Origin of the sequence: Amycolatopsis sp. NPDC089917 (assembly GCF_040684635.1) — a bacterium.
Lineage (GTDB): Bacteria > Actinomycetota > Actinomycetes > Mycobacteriales > Pseudonocardiaceae > Amycolatopsis.
This window is the reverse complement of record NZ_JBFBGL010000008.1, coordinates 52,264-71,140: the sequence shown is the minus strand read 5'-3', so window position 1 is coordinate 71,140 and position 18,877 is coordinate 52,264. Positions and strand designations below refer to the sequence as shown.

Below are 18,877 nucleotides of genomic sequence, written 5' to 3'. Positions count from 1 at the left end.
GGGGCTGTCGCTCAAAGTGGTGGGGTTGTTACGTCCAGTTAAGAATCCGGAGAACCCTTGGTGCCCGACGCCCAAAAATCACCCACCACGCCGCCCCTGGCGCGGAATCCGTCGGCGGGGGAGCAAGGGACCTTTGCTATCGCCCGTCCGGCGGCTCAGCCCCAGCCGAGTTCGTGCAGCCGCGCGTCGTCGATGCCGAAATGGTGGCCGACCTCGTGCACCACGGTGATCAGCACCTCCTCGACGACGTCCTCCTCGGTGTCGCACATCTGGAGCAGCGGACGCCGGTAGATCGAGATCCGGTCCGGCAGCACCCCGCCGTACTCGTGGGTCCGTTCCGTCAGCGCTACACCGTGGTAGAGCCCGAGGATCGTGGGCGACTCCTCGTTGAACTCCTCCACGAGGACCACGACGTTGTCCATGGCCTCCGCGAACTCGGGCGGGAGCTCGTCCAGCGCTTCGGAGACCAGTTCCTCGAAGCGCTGCCGGGTCATCTCGACGGGCACGGGATCACCCGCCGGTCTTCGGCGCCGAGGAGGACGCGGGCGGAGCGCCGCCGTCCGAGGGCGGGGCGTCGCCGTTGCCGCCGCCGTTGCCGACCTTGACGCTCCCGGTGACCGGGGCGAGCCCCTTGTTGTCCGGCAGGACCGCCGCCACCTTGCAGTTCACCAGCGTCGACCCGGCGTCCCAGCTCTCCTGCTCGCGGACGTCCCAGCTGAGGATGAGCTTCTTCGCCGACAGGTCCGCGTTGCCGGTGTACTCCTGCGCGGCCGTCGAGCATTCGGTGTCCAGCCAGGTGTTCTGCTGCTCCTGCGACGGGTAGCCGTCCTTGAACTTCGTCTTGAGGTCGATCGTCGAGATCATCTCGTACGAATGCGGCTGGGCGCAGTCGATCGGGTCGCCGAAGCTGTTGTTGAGCAGCGCGAGGCAGGTGCCCGGCTCCCACACCGCGGACTGGTCCTGCTCCTTCGCCGGTCCCTTGGTCGGCTGGAGTTTGCCGCCCTGACCCGCCCACTGCAGACCGCACCGCAGCTGCCGGTCGCCGTCTTCCCACTGCGCGGGCGTCGGCCGGAGCAGGTTCATGCTCAGCTTGCCGTAGGGATCCAGCGTGCGGCCGAGGTACGGCTTGACGTCGACCGTGCAGCGCGACCGGGAGATCTCCTGCCACTGCTCCAGGTTCGGGCTGGGCACGCCCGCCGGGTACTGCGCGCCGATGTCGACGATGCTGGTGACCTCGAACAAGTGGGACTCCGCGCACGAAACGCGCTTCGCGTCGGTGGCGTCCGGGTTGTTCCAGGTGAGGCAGGTGCCAGGGGGGGACTGGAACGCTTCGGCCGCGGCGGGCGACAGTTTGGGGGCGCCTCCGCCCGCACCGCCCTCCGGGCCTACGTTCCACGAGAAAGCCACACTCAGCGAAAGCGCGATGATCGCGCCCACGAACACACCGGCCATGACGAGCCGGGTGCGCAGGGTGCTCAGCGCGTTTCGCGGATAACGGAACCGCTCGGCCTGTTGAGACATCCACTCCATGATGCCCGCGCCGCACGTAAGGTGCGCGTACCGGGTGGTTAGTGTTGGACACGGGTTCGGGCCGGCGGGCGATTACGGAGCTTCGATGACGCAGGATGACAACCAGGGGGCACAGCCGCCTCAAGAGCAGCCCAAGCGCGGCACCATGCGCTTTCAGGACGCGAACACGCAGGCACGGCAGCCGTCGCTGGCCGAGCAGCGGGCGCGACAGCAGGCGCTGGCGGAGCAGGAACGGCAAGAGGCGCTCCAGGCCGAACAGGCCCGAGTCGCCGAGAAGAAGTCTTCGACCAAGAAGAAACTCCTGATCGGGACCGGTGTGACCGTCGGCCTGGTCGGTCTGGTCGCGACGTTCTACACCGTCGCGAAGCCGCAGAACGTCACGGCGGTCTGCACGCACGACGACCTCGTCGACAACGACCAGAACTGCGACGAGACCTACGTACGGTCGCACGGCGGTTACTCCAGCGGCGGGTTCTTCTTCATCCCGATCCCGGGCGGCGGCGGATACAACAGCTACCGCTACAACTACGGCGGCACCGGGACCATCGGGCAGCGGGTGTCGGGTGGCTCGTACACCGCGCCGTCGAACGCGAACGTCAACACCAAATCGGGCAAGTCCGTCCAGCGCGGCGGGTTCGGCATCAGCGGCAAGAGCGGTACCTCGGGCGGTACCGGCAAGAGCGGGGGCTCGTAGTTGTATCGGGATTCCAAGCCGCCCCGGCGGGACTGGCAGCGCATCGTCGAGGGACAGGGCCTGGTCTTCGGCACCCCCGCCCGTGACGGCTCCGGCAAGTCCAGGCCGTACTGGGACGAGTCGGTCCACTACGTCTTCGACATGGACGAGATCCTGTCGGTCGAAGCGGACGTCGAGCTGCTGCACTCGATGTGCCTCGAAGCCGTGGACAACGTGATCACGACCGAGCAGTACCACCGCTTCGGCATCCCCGAGTGGGTCTGGCCGCACATCGCGGAGTCGTGGAAGCGGCAGGACCCGCACGTCTACGGCCGGTTCGACCTGCGCTACGACGGCAAGAGCCCGGCGAAGCTGCTCGAATACAACGCCGACACCCCGACCTCGCTGCTCGAGGCCGCGGTGCTGCAGTGGGACTGGAAGACCGCGGTCTTCCCCGACGACGACCAGTGGAACTCCATCCACGAGAAGCTGGTCGAGCGCTGGGGCGAGCTCGCCGAGAAGCTGCCCTCCAACGAGCTGCACTTCACCTGGTCTTCGGCCGATCCGTCCGGCGAGGACCACGTGACGACGGCGTACCTGCAGGAGACCGCGGCCGAGGCCGGGCTCGACACCGTCGGCCTGTCGATCGAGGAGATCGGCTGGGACCCGGTGCTCAAGCGGTTCGTCGACCTCGAAGAGGCGCAGATGGCGACCGTGGTGAAGCTCTACCCGTGGGAATGGGTGGTCGACGAGGAGTTCGGCCGCTTCGCCGTCGAGACCATGCCGCGCACGCTGTGGGTCGAGCCACTGTGGAAGATGATCCTCTCCAACAAGACGCTGCTCGCGATCCTGTGGGAGAACTACCCGGGGCATCCGAACCTGCTGCCCGCCTTCGCCGACGACCCCGGTCTGCTGACCGAGTACGTCCGCAAGCCGAAACTCGGCCGCGAGGGCGCGAACGTGCAGATCGTCGCCACCGGGTACGAGACGCAGACCGATGGTGTCTACGGCGCGGAAGGGTACGTCTACCAGGCGTTCGACCCGCTCCCGGAGTTCCAGGGGTACCGGCCCGCGCTGGGCGCGTGGATCGTCGGGGACCAGGCCGCCGGCCTCGGGATCCGCGAAACCGCGGGTCTTGTCACGGACGACGGTGCGGCGTTCGTCCCGCACCGCATCGTCGAGTCGTGATAGAAGCAACCGCACAAACCTGACATTCTCGACTTGTATCTCTCCGGGAGCACCCTGTGACCACCACCCTTGCGCTGTCCGACACGTTCGGCTCCGACCTCGTGCGAGGGATCGGCGCGATCCTGCTGTACGGCGTCGTCGGCCTGCTGATGATGTTCGCCGGGTTCTGGGCGATCGACTGGACCACGCCGGGCAAGCTGTCCCAGCTGGTCACGCGCGGCCTGCCGAACGCGGTCATCGTCACCGCGTCGGGGCTGCTGTCGATGGCCTTCATCATCGTCGTGGCGATCGCGAACTCCGCCAGCGATCTGACCGAGGGCCTGATCACCTCGCTGGTCTACGGCCTGCTCGGCATCATCGTGCAGGTGCTCGCGGTCCGGCTGCTGGAGTGGGCGACCCGCATCGACATCCGCTCGACCATCGAGAGCGAGAAGTTCGCCCCGGCCAGCGTCGTGGTGGCCTCCGCGCACCTGGCTCTCGGCCTGATCGTGGCCGTCGCCATCTCGTGATCTTCTGACGTACGAAATCGGCATCGGCGCACGATTCCCACTAACGTGGGAGCCGTGCGCCTTTTAAGGACACCGGACGACCGGTTCTCGGACCTGCCCGATTTCGACTTCGAACCGCGCTACGCGGAACTCGTCGACCTTCACGGCGGCGTGATCAGAGTGGGTTACGTGGAGGCCGGCCCCGAGGACGGCCCGCCCGTCCTCCTGCTGCACGGTGAACCAACCTGGTCCTACCTCTACCGCAAGGTCATCCCGGTGCTCGCCGACGCCGGACTGCGCGCCATCGCGCCCGACCTGGTCGGCTTCGGCCGCTCCGACAAGCCCGGCGACATGGTCGACCACACCTACCAGCGGCACGTCGAATGGATGCGCGCGTTCGCCTTCGACGTGCTCGACCTGCACGACGTCACCCTCGTCGGCCAGGACTGGGGCGGCCTGATCGGCCTCCGGCTGGTCGCCGAGAACCCCGACCGGTTCGCCAGGGTCGTCGCGGCCAACACCGGCCTGCCCACCGGCGACGCCGACATGCCGGAGGTCTGGCACAAGTTCCGGGACGCCATGGAGAACGCCCAGGTCATCGAAATCGGGCGGTTTGTCCAATCGGGTTGTCAGACCAAACTCTCCGAGGAGGTGCGCGCCGCCTACGACGCGCCCTTCCCGAACGAGATGTATAAGGCCGCGCCGCGCGCGATGCCGTCGCTCCTCCCGATCACCCCGGAGGACCCGGCGTCGGCCGCCAACCGGGCCGCGCTGAAAGTGCTCTCGGAACTGGACAAGCCGTTCCTGGTCTCGTTCTCCGACGGCGACCCGATCACCGCGCCGTGGGGTCTCGAACTGCGGGCCTCGATGCGGGGCGCCCGGGAACTCGAACACCCGACGATCACCGGCGCCGGTCACTTCCTGCAGGAGGACGCGGGGGTGCGGCTGGGCGAGGTCATCGCGCGGTTCGTGACCTCCTGAGTCCTGTGGATGTCATGAACGACCCTTTCCTGACGAAAAACGTCAGGAAAGGGTCGTTCATGACACTCGTCAGGAGATCGCGGCCAGCGCGTCGGTGATGATCCCCAGGCCCTCCGCGGCCTCGTCGGCGGTCAGCGTCATCGGCGGCGCGATCCGCAGCACGTTGCCGTGCAGCCCGCCCTTGCCGATCAGCAGCCCGCGCGCCTTGGTCTCCTCCATCATCCGCGCCGCGGCCCCCGGATTCGGCTCCATGCCGCCCGGCTCGACCAGTTCGACGCCGATCATCAGGCCCTTCCCGCGGACGTCGCCGATCAGCGGGTTCCCCGCCGCGCGCAGGCCGTCGAGCAGTTCGGTGCCCCGCGCGAGCGCGTTGGCCTGGAGGTCGTGGTCGGCGATGTGGTCGAGGACCGCGGCCGCGCCCGCCATCGCGACCGGGTTGCCGCCGAAGGTCGAGATCGAGTTCGCGGTCAGGCAGTCGACGAGGTCGCCGCGGGCGACCAGGCCGCCGATCGCGAGGCCGTTGCCGAGGCCCTTCGCGAAGGTCATCGCGTCGGGGACGACGTCGTGCGCCTGGATGCCCCAGTAGTGCTCACCGGTCCGGCCCCAGCCAGTCTGGACCTCGTCGGAGATGAAGAGGATCCCGTACTGGTCGAGGACCTCCTTCATCGCCTTGAACAGGCTGTCCGGCGGTGAGCTGAACCCGCCGACGCCCTGGATCGGCTCGGCGATCATGCAGGCGACGTCGCCCGAAGTGCCCGTCTCCAGCACGTCGACGAGGTCCGCGACGCACGCGTCGATGTACTCCGTGTCCGAGAGCGCCCGGAACGGGCTGCGGTACCGGTAGCCGCCGTGCACGTAGCTCACCTTCACCGGACTGAGCGACGACGCCGACCAGCCGCGGTTGCCCGTGATGCCGACCGTCGCGAACGACCGCCCGTGGTACGAGTTCCGCATCGCCAGCACCTGGTTGCTGCGCCGGTACTGGGTGGCGAGCATCAGCGCGGTGTCGTTGGCTTCGGTCCCGGAGTTGGTGAAGAACACCTTCGCGTCCGGGATGCCGGAGAGCTTCGCGATCCGCTCGGCCAGTTCGACCTGCGAGCGGATCAGGTACAGCGTCGAGGTGTGCAGGATCCCGGTGTCGAGCTGCTTGCGCACGGCGTCGCTGATCGCCGAGACGTCGTAGCCCATCGAGTTCGTCAGGATGCCCGCGAAGAAGTCGAGGTAGGTGCGCCCGGTCGAGTCGATGACCCGGCGGTCCTGCGCGTGCACGATCTCGATCGGCTCGTCGTAGTAGAGCGCCAGCCATGACGGGAGTACCGCCTTGTGCCGCGCCAGCAGGTCCGCATCGGTCATCGATTTTCTCCGTCCGCAGCAGGAGATTTCAGTATGGGGACGGCCCGAAACGGGCGACAACGATCAGACTGTCGGGTTCTCCGCGACGCCCCGCACAGTGTGTACGGGGGCCTTACCGGGAAACTGCCTCGAAGTGCGCGAAGGCCACGGACTACCCTCAGCTCTCGTGATTGACCCCAGGACTCTGCGCGATGACCCGGACGTCGTGCGCGCTTCGCAGCGCGCCCGTGGCGAGGACGAAGGAGTGGTCGACAAGCTGCTCTCCCTCGACTCCCGCCGCCGGTCTTCGATCGCCGCCGCCGACAAGCTGCGCGCCGAGCAGAAGTCGCTGGGCAAGCTCATCCCCAAGGCCCAGGGTGACGAGCGGGCCGAGCTGCTCGCCAAGGCGAAGGACCTCGCCGCCCAGGTCAAGGCCGCCGAGGTCGAGCAGACCGAGGCCTCGGAGGAGTTCGAGCAGCTGCACCGCGTGGTGCCGAACCTCGTCCACCCCGACGCGCCCGAAGGCGGCGAGGACGACTACGTCGTGCTCAAGCACGTCGGCGAGCCGAAGAAGTTCGACTTCAAGCCGAAGGACCACCTCGAACTCTGCGAGGGTCTCGGCGCGCTCGACATGGAGCGCGGCGCGAAGGTCTCGGGTTCGCGGTTCTACTTCCTCACCGGCATCGGCGCCCAGCTCCAGCTCGGCCTGCTGAACATGGCCATCGCGCAGGCGAGCGCGAACGGCTTCACCCCGATGATCACGCCGACCCTGGTCCGGCCGGAGATCATGGCGGGCACCGGCTTCCTCGGCGCGCACTCGTCGGAGGTCTACCGGCTGCGCGACGACGACCTGTACCTCGTCGGCACCTCCGAGGTCCCGCTCGCCGGCTACCACGCCGACGAGATCCTCGAACTGGGCGACGGCGCGAAGCGCTACGCGGGCTGGTCGTCCTGCTACCGCCGCGAGGCCGGCTCGTACGGCAAGGACACCCGCGGCATCATCCGCGTCCACCAGTTCGACAAGGTCGAGATGTTCGTCTACACGCGTCCCGAGGACGCCGAGGCCGAGCACGCGCGCCTGCTGGACTGGGAAGAGCAGATGCTCGCCAAGATCGAGGTCCCGTACCGGGTGATCGACACCGCCACCGGCGACCTCGGCACCTCCGCGTACCGGAAGTTCGACTGTGAGGCGTGGGTGCCGTCGCAGGACACCTACCGCGAGCTGACCTCGACGTCGAACTGCACGACGTTCCAGGCCCGCCGTCTCGGCATCCGCTACCGCGACGACGACGGCCGCCCGCAGACCGTCGCCACGCTGAACGGCACGCTCGCCACCACCAGGTGGATCGTCGCGATCCTGGAGAACCACCAGCTCGAAGACGGTTCGGTCCGGGTCCCCGAAGCACTCCGCCCCTTCCTCGGCGGAACCGAGGTGCTCACGCCCACATCGAAGTAGGGTGCGAGCCGAAGAGGAGGGGACGCATGCGGTTTCGGAATTCGCTCGCGATCGGACTGGCGGTGCTGGCGCTCGGCGGCTGCACGTCGACGATTCCAGGCACGGCCGCTCCGGTGCCCGGACAGGGGCCGGTGATCACGAAGGCCGAGCCGTGCGCGCTGCTGACGGCCGAGCAGGCGGATGCCCTCGGCGTCACGTACCCGGGCAAGGAACGTCCGGCGAAGCCCGAGCGGAAGATCCCCGGCGTCTGCCGCTTCCCCGAGCTGGATGACGCGCCGGAAGGCGTCGCGCTGGAGGTATCGCAGAGCAAGGACCTCTCGGCGGTCGACTACTACGCGGGCGCCCAGCCCGGCGAGAAGTTCGGCGTCGGCGGCTTCACCTGGACCAGGTACGCGACCATCCTCGGGCCGAGCTACTGCTCGCTGACCACCGAACTGGACGCGAAGACGTTCATCGAGGTCTCCAGCGACGCCCCCGGCGGCGACAACAGCAAGGCCTGCGACCTGGCGAAGGCCGCCCTTCCCGCGATCGCCTCGCATCTGCCCGGCGGGCAGCCGAACCCGCAGATCACCGCGCCGCCGGGGCAGAAGCCGATCGAGCCGACTGGTCCGCTGGTGAACGTCGACCCGTGCTCCCTGCTCAAGCCGGACCAGACGTCCTCGCTGGGCCTCGCGGCCCCGCGGCCGATGAACGGCTCGTCGAGGGATCCCAAGAACGGCTGCCAGTGGGAGGACACGGACGGCGAGAAGGGCAAGAAGCCGCTCGACCTCTGGGTCTACACGGCGACCAAGACCGAGGACGTCCCCGGGCTGGAGGGCACGCCCGCCGAGCAGATGGTGAACGGCCGGAAGTGGATCGTCTACTCCGCTTCGGACAGCCCGATCTGCATCGCGCTCTTCCCGATCACGGCGACCTCGGCGATCAAGATCGACACCGGAGACCTCAGCGACAACGCGAAGGCCTGCGAGATCCCGCAGGCCGTGATGCCGCTCGTGACCGCGAACGCGCCCGCCGCCTAGCCGGTGCTCACCTCGTCGGCGATGTGCTTCGCGATCTCCAACGCGCTGGTCGCCGCCGGTGAGGGCGCGTTGAGGACGTGCACCTGGTCCCGCGCGGTCTCGATCAGGAAGTCGTCGACGAGCGCGCCGTCCGGGCGCAGCGCCTGCGCCCGGACACCGGAGCCGTGCCGCACGATGTCGTCCTCGGTGACGGCGGGCACGAGCCGGGCGAGGCTTTCGGCGAAGCGGCGGCGCGAGAACGACCGGCGGACCTCGTCGAGCCCGGTCGGGTACGCGTACTTGCGCGCGAGCCGCCAGACGCCGGGGAAGCGGGCGACCTCGGCGAGGTCCTTCGCCGAGACGTCGCGCCAGGTGTAACCCTCGCGGCGCAGTGCGAGCACGGCGTTGGGGCCGGCGTGCACGCTGCCGTCGAGCATGCGGGTCAGGTGCACGCCGAGGAACGGCAGCGACGCGTCCGGGACCGGGTAGATCAGGCCGCGCACCAGATGGCGGCGTTCGGGCTTGAGCTCGTAGTACTCGCCGCGGAACGGCACGATCCGCGCGCCCGGGGTGAGCCCGGCGAGCCGCGCGACGCGGTCCGCGTGCAGGCCCGCGCAGTTGACGAGCGCGTCCGCGCGGATCACCTCGTCGCCGGTCGCCACCTCGACGCCGCCGGTGCGGCCCGGGCGGATCCCCAGCGCGGACGTGCCGAGGCGCAGGTCCGCGTCGGATTCGTCGAGCAGCCGCACCAGCGCGGCGCAGACGGCGGGGAAATCGATGATGCCGGTGGATTCCACGCGCAGCGCGGCGACGCACGAGACCTCGGGCTCGTACTCGCGGGCCTCGCTGGGCGTGATCAGCTTGGCCGGGACGCCGTTCGCCTCGGCGCGTTCGGCGAGCACCTTCAGTGCCGGAAGCTCCGCTTCGGAGGTGGCGACGACCAGTTTGCCGCACACCTCGACCGGCACCCCGTACTGCCGCGCGAAGTCCACAATGGACCGATTGCCCGCGGTGGACATCCTCGCCTTGAAGGATCCCGGTTTGTAGTAGAGCCCCGCGTGCACGACGTTCGAATTGTGCCCGGTCTGGTGGGCCGCCCAGCGGTTCTCCTTTTCGAGCACCGTGACGTCCAGGCCTCGTTTGGTCAGTTCCCAGGCTGTGGCGAGACCGACGATCCCGCCCCCGATGACTACGACTGTGCGCACGATCGACCAGGTTACCCGGAGCGCTACCTGACAAGTGTCAGGTTGACTGCTAGCATACCTGACCGATGTCAGGTAAACGGTTGAGCAAGAACGAACGCCGGGAGCGGATCCTGGCCGCGGCGGCGCGGGTGTTCGCCGCGTCCGGATACGACGCGGCGGGGATGCGCGAGGTCGCGACGGCCGCCGGGATCAGCACGCCCGTGCTCTACGACCACTTCCCGTCCAAGGCCGCGCTGTACGCCGGGCTGCTGGAGTCCGAAGTGGACAGTCTGCTCGCGGGCTGGGCGGAGCTGCCGCCGTCGGACACCGCCGAGGACCTGCTGCGCGGCCGGGTGGCGGCGATCTTCGCGTGGATGGAGACGAACGAACGCGGCTGGCGGATGATCTTCGCCGAGACGCCGTCCGACGAAGGTGTCGCCGAGGTGCACCGGCGCGGGCAGGCCAGGGCCACCGGGCAGCTGATCGAGGTGTTCGCCCAGGTCCCCGGTCTGGCGCTGACCGCCGACCTGCCGCGCGACCGCGCGAACGAAGCGCTCGCCGAAGCGGCGAAGAGCGCGCTGAACGCCATCGCCACCTGGTGGTGGAGCAACCGCGACATCCCCCGAGAGCAAGTCGTCGCGCTCACGACGGATCTGTTGTGGCGCGGTCTGGGGAACCTGATCCAGGAGGACGGATGAGCACCGAAACCACCGAGCGGTACCGCCGGGCACTAGAGACCCGGGACGTCGGACTCGCGCTGAGCGCCTTCGCGCCGGACGCGGTCGTCCACTCGCCGCTGACCAGCCGGGTCCGGTTCACCGGGCACGCGGAACTCGAGCCGCTGCTGGAGGTCGCCTACGCGCATCTGCACGACGTGCGGTTCCACACCGACACCGGCGACGCGTCCACGCGGACGGTCGTCTACACCGCACGCATCGGCACGGAGGAGATCGAAGAGGCCGCGGTGCTGAAGCTCGGCGAGGACGGGCTCATCACCGAGGTGACGCTTTTCGTGCGTCCGCTGCCCGGCCTCGTCGCGCTGATGGACGCCTTCGGTCCAGACATCGCGCGCCGCAACGGACGCACGATCGCGGCCAGGCTGCTGGGCCTGGCCGCGAAACCGTTGCTGGCCATGGTGCGGACGGGGGACAAGCGGGCGGTCCCGCTGGCCGGACCCCGCTGACGAGTGTCATGAAAGACCCTTTCCTGACGAAAAACGTCAGGAAAGGGTCTTTCATGACACTTCGGCTAGCCCACCGGGGCCGGAACCGGAGCGGACGCGTCTTCGGGGTCTTCGAGCTCCTTCGGCACTCCGCGCAGCGTGAACAACGCGCTCACCGCCAGCAGCGCCATCAACCCCGCCGAGCACAGCATCGTCACCTGCAACCCGTCGACGAACGCCAGTTTGGCGCTGGTGAGGACCAGAGCGCCTTGCACCGGCGGTAGCTGCGCCGCGACCTGGACGGCGCCGCCGAGCGTGTCCGAGATCGCCCCGGCGGCCTCGGGCGGCACGCCGTCCGGAACGACGAGTTCGCGGCGGTACAACGCGCCGAGCACGCTGCCGAGGATCGCGATCCCCAGCGCGCCGCCGAGTTCGGTCGCCGTCTCGGAGATCGCCGACGCCGCGCCCGCCCTGGCCTTCGGCACGACACCGAGCACCGTGTCCGTCGCTACGGCGAGGATCAGCGAGAGCCCGATCCCGAACACGATCATCGCGAACAGCAGGTCCGGGTAGTCGATCGTCACGCCGATACCCGAGTACAGCGCGAACCCGGCCGCCGACAACGCGCAGCCCAGCGCGATCGTGAACGCCCGTCCGAAAGCCTTGATCGCCAGCGGCGCGAGCACGCCGCCGAGGATCGCGCCGCCCATCCCGGGCAGCCCGGCGAGCCCGGACTTCAGCGGCGACCAGCCCGCCACCAGCTGCAGGTACTGCGCGAACATCAGCGACACCGCGAGCTGCGCGAACATCGCCAGGATCGTGGTGCCGACGGTCGCCGAAAACGCCCTCTGCGCGAACAGTCTCAAGTCCATCAGCGGTTCGGCCAGCCGCGGCTGCCGCAGGACGAACGCCAGCAGGCCGCCGAGTCCGAGCGCCGCGGCGAGGCCGATGTCCCAGTGCCCCCAGCCCTTGTACGCGATTTCCTTGATCGTGTAGACGATCCCGACCATGCCGGCGACGGACAGCAGCACGCTGGGCACGTCGATCCGGCCCGGTGCGGGGTTCTTCGATTCGGGCAGGATCAGCGCGCCGGCGATCACCATCACGACCACCACCGGCACGTTGACCAGGAACACCGAACCCCACCAGAAATGGTCGAGCAGGAAACCGCCGACGAGCGGTCCCATGCCGAAACCGAGGATCGTCAGCCCGCTCGAAACCCCGATCACGGCCGCGCGTTCCTTGCCGGTGAAGACGTTCCGCAGGATCGACAGCGTCGACGGCATCAGCGTCGCGGCGGCGACCCCGAGCAGCGCGCGGGCGGCGATCAGGAACTCCGACGTCGGCGCGTAAGCCGTGATCACCGAAGCGACCCCGAACAGCGACGCCCCGATCAGCAGCAGTTTCTTCCGGCCGATCCGGTCGCCGATGTTCCCCATCGTGATCAGCAGCCCGGCGAGCGCGAAGCCGTACGCGTCGGCGATCCACAGCAGTTCCGTCGCCGACGGGTGCAGCTGCTCCGAAAGCGACGGCAGCACCAGATGCAGCACGGTCAGGTCGATCGCGATCAGCAGCTGCGCCAGGACGCAGACCGCGACCGTGCCGATCTTGCGGCCCTTGCCGATGGCGGTCACCTCGAAACGCCGAAGGTGAGTTCCGGCGAGTGCCGCGTGGTGCCGTTCTCGCCGTCGCCCAGGTAGAACCGGGTGCTCATCGTGCGCGCCGCCGGATCGAGGACGCTGCGCCACAACGTCCGCCACGGCGCGCCGGGTTCGATCGCGACGGACACCGCGTCGAGCGCGTCGCGCGGCCCGGCCTCCGCCTCCTTGGTGAGGGTGCGCAGCCGCTGGTAGGTGAGCATGGTCTCCGGGGTGTCCTCCGGCAGCGCCTCGATGTCCGGGTGGCGATGCAGCAGGTGGTTCGTGACGCACAGCGGCCCGTCGGCGACCTCGACGAAGTACTCGATGTCGTGCGCCCCGCGCTCGTGGACGAAGCCGCGCCCGGAGGCGTCGGCGACGATGTAGTGGCAGGGCGCGCCGTGCGCGTACTGCTTGGCGAGCATCAGCGCTTCCTTGGCCTCGTCGACGGTTTCGCAGGTGTCGAGCAGATACCGGCAGACCTGCGGCACCGAGAGCCCCGCCTGCGGTCCGGGATCGTGCTCCAGCGGCGTGGCCGCCTCGATATCGGCCATCAGCAGCGCGACGACGAGCCCGGCCTCGTTGACGCCCTCCATCGCACCGTCCACTGTGGACATCGAAAGCGACGTCGAAGCGATGCCGTCGTCGGGGATCGTGGTCAGGACGTACGGCCGCGACGCCATCGGCACGGTCCCGTCGTCGACGGGCTCCGCGCCCGCCATCACCGCGCCCAGCTGAGTCCAGCTCAAGGTGAAGAAGTCGTAGTTCCGGCCCAGCGTGCTTCCCGTCCAGATCGCCGAACAGCCCGATCCGGCGGGCAGGGCCGAGGCGTTGTCGAAGGAGACGGCCGCGTCGGCAGGCAGTCCGTACGCCGCGGCGAACCCGGCCGTGCGTTCGGCGTACTGCGGCCAGTTCCGCGCGAACCAGGTGCGCCGCGCCCTGGCGGCGATCGGGTCGATCGACGGCGGCGACCAGTCCGAACGCGCCTTCGTCTCGACGCCGAGGGCGTGCCCGATCTCGGCCTGGGTGCCGCGCAGCGTCAGGTGCCGCACGGCGAGGAAGTCTTCGGGAGATCCCGCGAGGTAGGTCATGCTCCGGAGCGTGTCCGCCGCCGCTGACCGTCCACGCACCACGCGCTGACGGCTTGTCATCCGAATGTCATGTGCCCCGGGCGAAAGTGCTTTCACCACGGCAGACAAAACGATGGAGAGCACCATGAGGAACATCGACGGCGGTTTCCTCGCCGCCGGGGATCAGGCCGCGCTCGACCGCCGGGAGCGGGAGGTGCGCAAGGGCAAACTCGCGCTGGCCCTGACTGTCGTCGGCGGATTCGTCGCGCTGATCGCCGGGTACAACGCGCTGGTCGACTTCACCCCGAGCTCGCTGGTGGTGACGCTGATCGCGCTGGCCGCCGCGGTCGGTGGCGGCCTGCTCACGAAACACCTGACGCACAACGTGCGGTTCCGGGTGCACAAGCCGAACGCGGGCCTCGTCGGCGCCGCGAAGCTGACCGGGGTCCTGGTGGTCTTCTTCGGGATCGCCGCCCTGCTCGGTTCGATCGGGGCGCCCGGTCCGCTGCGTTTCGTCCTGATCGCCGGCGGCGTCGGCGCCATCGGCTACGTGAAGGCGCTGCACGACCAGCAGTGGGTGCTCTTCGAGCTGGACGCGGTCGGCGTCCGGGTCGAGCGGACGGTCGTGCCCTGGCGCGACGTCACCCGGCTCACCACCGACCCGGTCGGCCCCGGGATGACCCGGCTCGGCGCGGCGCCGGTCAACGCGGAACCGCTGTACGTCGCGGTCCAGGACAGCGAGCTCGACGCGCGTCTGCTGACCGAGGCCATCGGCCGCTTCGCCCCGCAGGGGATCCGGCTGACCCGGGCTCAGGACTCGCTGGGGAACCCGGCCAGCTGAGCCGCGCCGCGCAGGCCGAGCCCTCGGCGGTAGGCCCGGTCGAAGTCGTCGCCGAGCCGCTTCCTCGCGGACGTCCGGAGCAGGGCGGCGTCCAGGTCGACGGCGAACGGGGTGCCCCGGATGGTCACCGCGGCGCCGATCAGGACCGCCGCCCGCTCGGGGTCGTCGCGGAGCAGCGCGACCCCGGCGAGGCCTTCGACGGCGCAGGCCAAGGTGGTGCTGTCGTTCCACTGGTCCGCCGACTCGAGCGCTTGCCGGTGCAGTTCCTCCGCCTGGTCGGCGTCGCCCTCGGCGGCCGCGACCCAGCCGAGCGAGATCCGCGCCCCGGCGCGGCCTCCCTCGGACGTGAAAGAGCCGCCGGAGCACTCCGAAAGCGCGAGTTCGCTCAGCGCGCGAGCCGTGGCCAGGTCCCCGCCGTGTCGCGCGAGGGTGGCGAGGCCGACATACCCGAATGCCCGGCTTTCGGGCATCCCGGCGCGGCGCGCGATCTCGATGGCGAGTTCGAAGTCCGCCCGCGCTCCCGCCGCGTCGCCGTGGAGCAGCTTGCTGGTGCCCCGGCGGCACAGGAGGTCCGCGTTGTCGTCGGACGCGCCGAGTTCCCGCATCAGCCGGAGCGCTTCGTCCATCATCTCCAGGGCTTCGGCCTGCCGGTTCGTCCAGATCAGGATCTGCGACAGGTGATCGAGCGTCATCGAAAGGCCCCAGCGTTCCCCGAGCGCGCGGAACGCGGCCTCCCCCTCGCGCAGCAGTCCTTCCGCCGATTCGAGTTCGCCTTGCATCAGCATGCGCAACCCGTAGCCGGTCGGCACCAGCGCGAGGCTCCACGCGTCACTGTGCGCCAAGAGGGCCTGGCCGCGCTTGAGCAGCTCGTCGTCGTCACCGGGCGGCCCGGTCACCACCCCCATCAGCATCAGCAGCGCCGGGTTCTTCGGCGCGCTGACCATGGTCCGCACGAGGCCGTCCACCTCGGCGAAGTGACGGCCGAGGGCTTCGTGACCGCGGAGTCCGGCGGCGGCGCCGAGCACGCAGAGCTGGTACTCCTCTTCGAAGCCGTCCGGCGGCTTCGGGCCGAGGTTCTTGACCACCTCCAGGCACAGCGTCGAGCCTTCGAACCGGCGACCGCGCATCCACCAGTACGTCACCAGCGCGGCCGCGAGCCGGAGCGCGCTGCGCACCTCGGCTTCGGTCGCCCAGCGCAACGCGGCCAGGAGATCGTCGTACGCGGCGTCGAGCCGGTCGAGCCAGACGAGCTGGTCGCCGGTGCGCAGAAGGGGATCGGCCTCCTCGGCGAGGGCGAGGAAATGCTCCGCGTGCGCGCGCCGCAGCTGCTCGGTCTCGCCCGCTTCGGCGAGTTTCCCGGCGAAGAAGGCCCGGATGGTTTCGAGCATCCGGTACCGGTCGCCGGTGCGTTCGACCAGCGATCTGTCCACAAGGGACGGAAGCAGGTCCGCGGTGTCCGGGATGGCGCAGACCGCTTCGGTGTCGGCGAGGGTCGTGCCGCCCGCGAAGACGGTCAGCCGCCTGCCGAGCAGGCGTTCGTCCTCCTCCAGGAGATCCCAGCTCCATTCGACGACGCCGCGCAGCGTGCGATGCCTGCTTTCGGCGCCCCGGCTGCCCTTGGAGAGCAGGCGGAACCGGTCGTCCAACCGTGCGGCGATCTCGCCGACGGGCAGCGTCCGCACGCGGGCGGCGGCGAGCTCGATGGCCAGCGGCAGCCCGTCCAGCGCGGCGCACACCCGCTGGACGTCGCCCGCCGTGGTGTCGTCGACGGCGAAGCCCGGGTCGTTGGCCAGCGCCCGGTCGGCGAACAGCCGGACGGCGGCGAATTCCAGCGACCGCGCGGGCGGCGTCCCCGGCGGCGGCACGGCGAGCCGCGGCACGGGGGACACGACCTCGCCGGTGATGCCCAGCGGTTCGCGGCTGGTGGCGAGCACGCGCAGCGCGGCGGCCGCGCCGAGCAGCCGGGCGACCAGCTTCGCGGCGGCCTCGACCAGGTGCTCGCAGTTGTCGAGCACCAGCAGCACCGCCCGGTCGGCCAGCGCGTCGATCAGCCGTTCCAGCGGCGCGGTGTCCACCGGGGCGGTGACCGTGCCGAGCGGGACCGTCCGCAGGCCGAGGGCGGTCAGCACGGCGTGGGCGACGTCGGCGTCCTCGCCGTACGGCGCGAGCTCGACGAAGACCGCCGGGAGGTCCGACGCGGTGGCGGTCTCGACGGCCAGCCGGGTCTTGCCCGTCCCACCGGGACCGGTCAGCGTCACCAGCCGCGAGCGGTCCAGTTGGCCGAGTACGTGCCGGAGGTCGCCTTCGCGGCCGATGAAGCTGGTGAGCTGCGCGGGGAGCGGCGCCGTCGTCGCCTTGACGGGCGGTGTCTCGCCGCGGAGCACGGCCAGATGCGCGGCGGCGAGCTCCGGCCCGGGATCGGCGCCGAGTTCGTCCGCCAGGACACGGCGGGCGTCCTCGAAGGCGGTGAGCGCGTCGGCCTGACGTCCGGCGGCGTGCAGCGCGCGGATCAGCAGCGCGCGTGGCCGTTCCCGCAGCGGCTGCTCGTCGATGACCTCGCGAAGCCCCGCGAGGACGTCTTCGTGTCTGCCCAGCTTGAGCTCGGCCTCGACACGGTCCTCGATCGCCGACGTCTTCAGCTCGTTCAGCCTGGCGACCTGCGGATCGCGGAACGGCGCGTCGGTGATGTCCGCGAACGCGGGACCGCGCCAGAGACCGAGGGCGTCGCGAAGCAGTTCAGTCGCCTTCGCGGCGTCTCCGGCCGCGAGAGTGCGTCGTCCTTCGGCGGCGAGCCGTTCGAAGCGGTGCACGTCGACGTCGCCAGGGTCCACGGCCAGCCGGTAGCCCGCCGGGCTGAATTCGACGGGCGCGAGATCCTTCAGCGCCCCGCGCAGCCGCGACACCTGCGATTGCAGCGCGTTCGCCACGCCTTCGGGCGGCTGTTCGCCGTAGAGACCGTCGATGAGCCGCTCCGCCGGGACGACCCGGCCCGCCTCCAGCGCGAGCAACGCGAACAGGGTCCGGACCCTGGGGCCGCCGACTCCGACGACGGTGCCGTCGTCGCGGCGCACCTCCGTCGCCCCCAGCACGCCGAATCGCATGCCGCAACCCTAGAGCGTCGTTGACCTGGGCGGATCCAGCCCGCCCGAGATCCGCCGAATGGCGTCTATACACTTCGCCGGGTCCCCACGCAATGGGAGAGGTATGTCTGAGCAGGAACAGGTGGTCCTCGGTCAGCCGACCGTCGGCGACGAAGAACTCGCGGCCGTGGCGGAGGTGTTCCGGTCCGGCTGGCTGGCCGGTGCCGGCCCCGCGTGCCGTCGGTTCGAGGAACGCTTCGCGAAGACCGTCGGCACCGCGCACGCCCTGACCACCAGCAACTGTGGGTCGGCACTCTTCCTCGGGCTGCGTGTGCTCGGCGTGAAGCCGGGCGACGAGGTCATCGTCGGCGACTACACCTTCCCCGCCACCGGCCACTCCGTGCTCCAGGCGGGCGCGACGCCGGTGTTCGCGGACATCCGCCCGGACGACTGGAGCGCCGACCCGGCGTCGATCGAAGCCCTGATCACCCCGCGCACGGTCGGCATCCTCGCCGTCGACGTCGCCGGGCAGCCGGGCGACTTCGACGCGTACCGCGCCATCGCCGACAAGCACGGCCTGTGGTTGTTCGAGGACGCCGCCTGCGCCGCGGGCGCGACCTACAAGACCCGCCCGGCCGGCAGCCTCGCCGACCTGGCCGCGTTCTCCTTCCACGGCCGCAAGGGCATCACCGCGGGCGAAGGCGGCGCGCTCGTCTCGGACCGCGAAGACCTCATCGCGCACGCGCGCAAGCTGCACACCTACGGCATCGAGCCCGCCATCACCCGCGAGGGTTCCGGCGCGCTGCCGATCCCGGAGTTCCACGAGCTGGGCTACAACTTCCGGCTCTCGGACGTGCAGGCCGCGATCATGAACGTCCAGCTCGACCGCCTCCCGGACCTGCTCTCGGCCCGCCGTTCGGTGGCCAAGCGCTACCACGAGGCGTTCGAGGACCTGCCCGGTCTCGACGTCCCGGTGGAACTGCCGGACCGCGAACACCCGTGGCAGGCCTACATCCTCACCGTGGCCCCGGAGATCGACCGCGACGCGCTCGCGCTGCGGATCCGCGAGCAGGGCGTGCAGTGCAACTTCGGCACCTACTCCTCGCACCTCCAGCCCATCTACGGCAAGAAGCAGACCTTGCCGGTTTCGGCGGACCTCTTCGCCCGTCACCTCGCCATCCCGATGCACGCCAACCTCACCGATGACCAGGTCGACCGGGTCATCGGGACCGTCAGCGCCGCACTGCCGAGCTAGGA

The 18,877-nt window shown here is 69.9% G+C and carries 17 protein-coding genes; 10 read left to right on the top strand and 7 right to left on the bottom strand.

Translation table 11 applies throughout. From position 1 onward, the window contains the following. Window positions 1-155 precede the first annotated feature (155 nt). Together AB0N89_RS08555 and AB0N89_RS08550 are read right to left on the bottom strand one after the other, a co-directional pair. A complete protein-coding gene (locus AB0N89_RS08555) occupies window positions 156-506 on the bottom strand; it encodes a metallopeptidase family protein (protein ID WP_364201767.1) in 351 nt (116 codons plus the stop codon). Between the two features lie 4 nt (window positions 507-510). Continuing rightward, a complete protein-coding gene (locus tag AB0N89_RS08550; RefSeq protein ID WP_364201765.1) occupies window positions 511-1,521 on the bottom strand; it encodes a septum formation family protein in 1,011 nt (336 codons plus the stop codon). Between the two features lie 94 nt (window positions 1,522-1,615). Here AB0N89_RS08550 and AB0N89_RS08545 point away from each other — a divergent pair, with 94 nt between their 5' ends. From AB0N89_RS08545 to AB0N89_RS08530, 4 genes are read left to right on the top strand one after another with little or no spacing between them, the layout of a single operon-like run. Then, the gene (locus tag AB0N89_RS08545) at window positions 1,616-2,224 is read left to right on the top strand and encodes a hypothetical protein (RefSeq protein ID WP_364201762.1); all 609 of its coding nucleotides are present in this window, start codon (window positions 1,616-1,618) and stop codon (window positions 2,222-2,224) included. Further along, window positions 2,225-3,391 (top strand): glutathionylspermidine synthase family protein, encoded by a 1,167-nt coding sequence (locus tag AB0N89_RS08540; protein WP_364201760.1) that lies wholly within the window; start codon window positions 2,225-2,227, stop codon window positions 3,389-3,391. A gap of 56 nt (window positions 3,392-3,447) precedes the next feature. Continuing rightward, window positions 3,448-3,900: a DUF350 domain-containing protein gene (locus tag AB0N89_RS08535; protein WP_005149563.1), complete on the top strand. Its 453-nt coding sequence runs from the start codon at window positions 3,448-3,450 to the stop codon at window positions 3,898-3,900. A 54-nt stretch (window positions 3,901-3,954) separates the two neighbouring features. Continuing rightward, window positions 3,955-4,860: a haloalkane dehalogenase gene (locus AB0N89_RS08530; protein ID WP_364201757.1), complete on the top strand. Its 906-nt coding sequence runs from the start codon at window positions 3,955-3,957 to the stop codon at window positions 4,858-4,860. Between the two features lie 69 nt (window positions 4,861-4,929). On the opposite strand, the gene AB0N89_RS08525 is transcribed toward AB0N89_RS08530, so the two are convergent. Next, on the bottom strand, window positions 4,930-6,213 hold the full coding sequence (locus AB0N89_RS08525) for an aspartate aminotransferase family protein (RefSeq protein WP_364201754.1): 1,284 nt from the start codon (window positions 6,211-6,213) through the stop codon (window positions 4,930-4,932). Between the two features lie 166 nt (window positions 6,214-6,379). Between AB0N89_RS08525 and serS the strand changes: the two genes are divergently transcribed. Then, complete coding sequence (gene serS, locus AB0N89_RS08520; RefSeq protein ID WP_364201751.1) at window positions 6,380-7,648, top strand: serine--tRNA ligase; 1,269 nt, start codon at window positions 6,380-6,382, stop codon at window positions 7,646-7,648. A 26-nt stretch (window positions 7,649-7,674) separates the two neighbouring features. Beyond that, window positions 7,675-8,667, top strand: coding sequence for a DUF3558 family protein (locus tag AB0N89_RS08515; protein ID WP_364201748.1), 993 nt, complete (start codon window positions 7,675-7,677; stop codon window positions 8,665-8,667). Here AB0N89_RS08515 and lhgO read toward each other — a convergent pair. Continuing rightward, window positions 8,664-9,851, bottom strand: a complete 1,188-nt coding sequence (lhgO, locus tag AB0N89_RS08510; protein ID WP_364201745.1) for an L-2-hydroxyglutarate oxidase — start codon at window positions 9,849-9,851, stop codon at window positions 8,664-8,666. The two genes, AB0N89_RS08515 and lhgO, sit on opposite strands and share 4 nt — an antisense overlap. A gap of 80 nt (window positions 9,852-9,931) precedes the next feature. Between lhgO and AB0N89_RS08505 the strand changes: the two genes are divergently transcribed. Together AB0N89_RS08505 and AB0N89_RS08500 are read left to right on the top strand one after the other, a co-directional pair. Next, the gene (locus AB0N89_RS08505; protein WP_364201742.1) at window positions 9,932-10,528 is read left to right on the top strand and encodes a TetR/AcrR family transcriptional regulator; all 597 of its coding nucleotides are present in this window, start codon (window positions 9,932-9,934) and stop codon (window positions 10,526-10,528) included. Further along, on the top strand, window positions 10,525-11,013 hold the full coding sequence (locus AB0N89_RS08500) for a nuclear transport factor 2 family protein (RefSeq protein ID WP_364201739.1): 489 nt from the start codon (window positions 10,525-10,527) through the stop codon (window positions 11,011-11,013). The genes AB0N89_RS08505 and AB0N89_RS08500 overlap by 4 nt, the downstream gene beginning before the upstream one ends. 65 nt (window positions 11,014-11,078) lie before the next feature. Here the strand turns inward: AB0N89_RS08500 and AB0N89_RS08495 are convergent, their stop codons facing one another. Together AB0N89_RS08495 and AB0N89_RS08490 are read right to left on the bottom strand one after the other, a co-directional pair. Beyond that, window positions 11,079-12,626: an MFS transporter gene (locus tag AB0N89_RS08495; RefSeq protein WP_364201736.1), complete on the bottom strand. Its 1,548-nt coding sequence runs from the start codon at window positions 12,624-12,626 to the stop codon at window positions 11,079-11,081. Continuing rightward, window positions 12,623-13,720, bottom strand: a complete 1,098-nt coding sequence (locus AB0N89_RS08490) for a C45 family peptidase (RefSeq protein WP_364201734.1) — start codon at window positions 13,718-13,720, stop codon at window positions 12,623-12,625. The genes AB0N89_RS08495 and AB0N89_RS08490 overlap by 4 nt, the downstream gene beginning before the upstream one ends. A gap of 124 nt (window positions 13,721-13,844) precedes the next feature. Here AB0N89_RS08490 and AB0N89_RS08485 point away from each other — a divergent pair, with 124 nt between their 5' ends. Continuing rightward, on the top strand, window positions 13,845-14,540 hold the full coding sequence (locus AB0N89_RS08485) for a hypothetical protein (protein WP_364201731.1): 696 nt from the start codon (window positions 13,845-13,847) through the stop codon (window positions 14,538-14,540). Here AB0N89_RS08485 and AB0N89_RS08480 read toward each other — a convergent pair. Beyond that, window positions 14,510-17,641, bottom strand: a complete 3,132-nt coding sequence (locus AB0N89_RS08480) for a BTAD domain-containing putative transcriptional regulator (protein WP_364201728.1) — start codon at window positions 17,639-17,641, stop codon at window positions 14,510-14,512. The genes AB0N89_RS08485 and AB0N89_RS08480 overlap by 31 nt on opposite strands. Window positions 17,642-17,744: 103 nt before the next feature. On the opposite strand from AB0N89_RS08480, the gene AB0N89_RS08475 reads away from it, so the two are divergent. After that, a complete protein-coding gene (locus tag AB0N89_RS08475; RefSeq protein ID WP_364201725.1) occupies window positions 17,745-18,875 on the top strand; it encodes a DegT/DnrJ/EryC1/StrS family aminotransferase in 1,131 nt (376 codons plus the stop codon). Window positions 18,876-18,877: the final 2 nt, after the last annotated feature.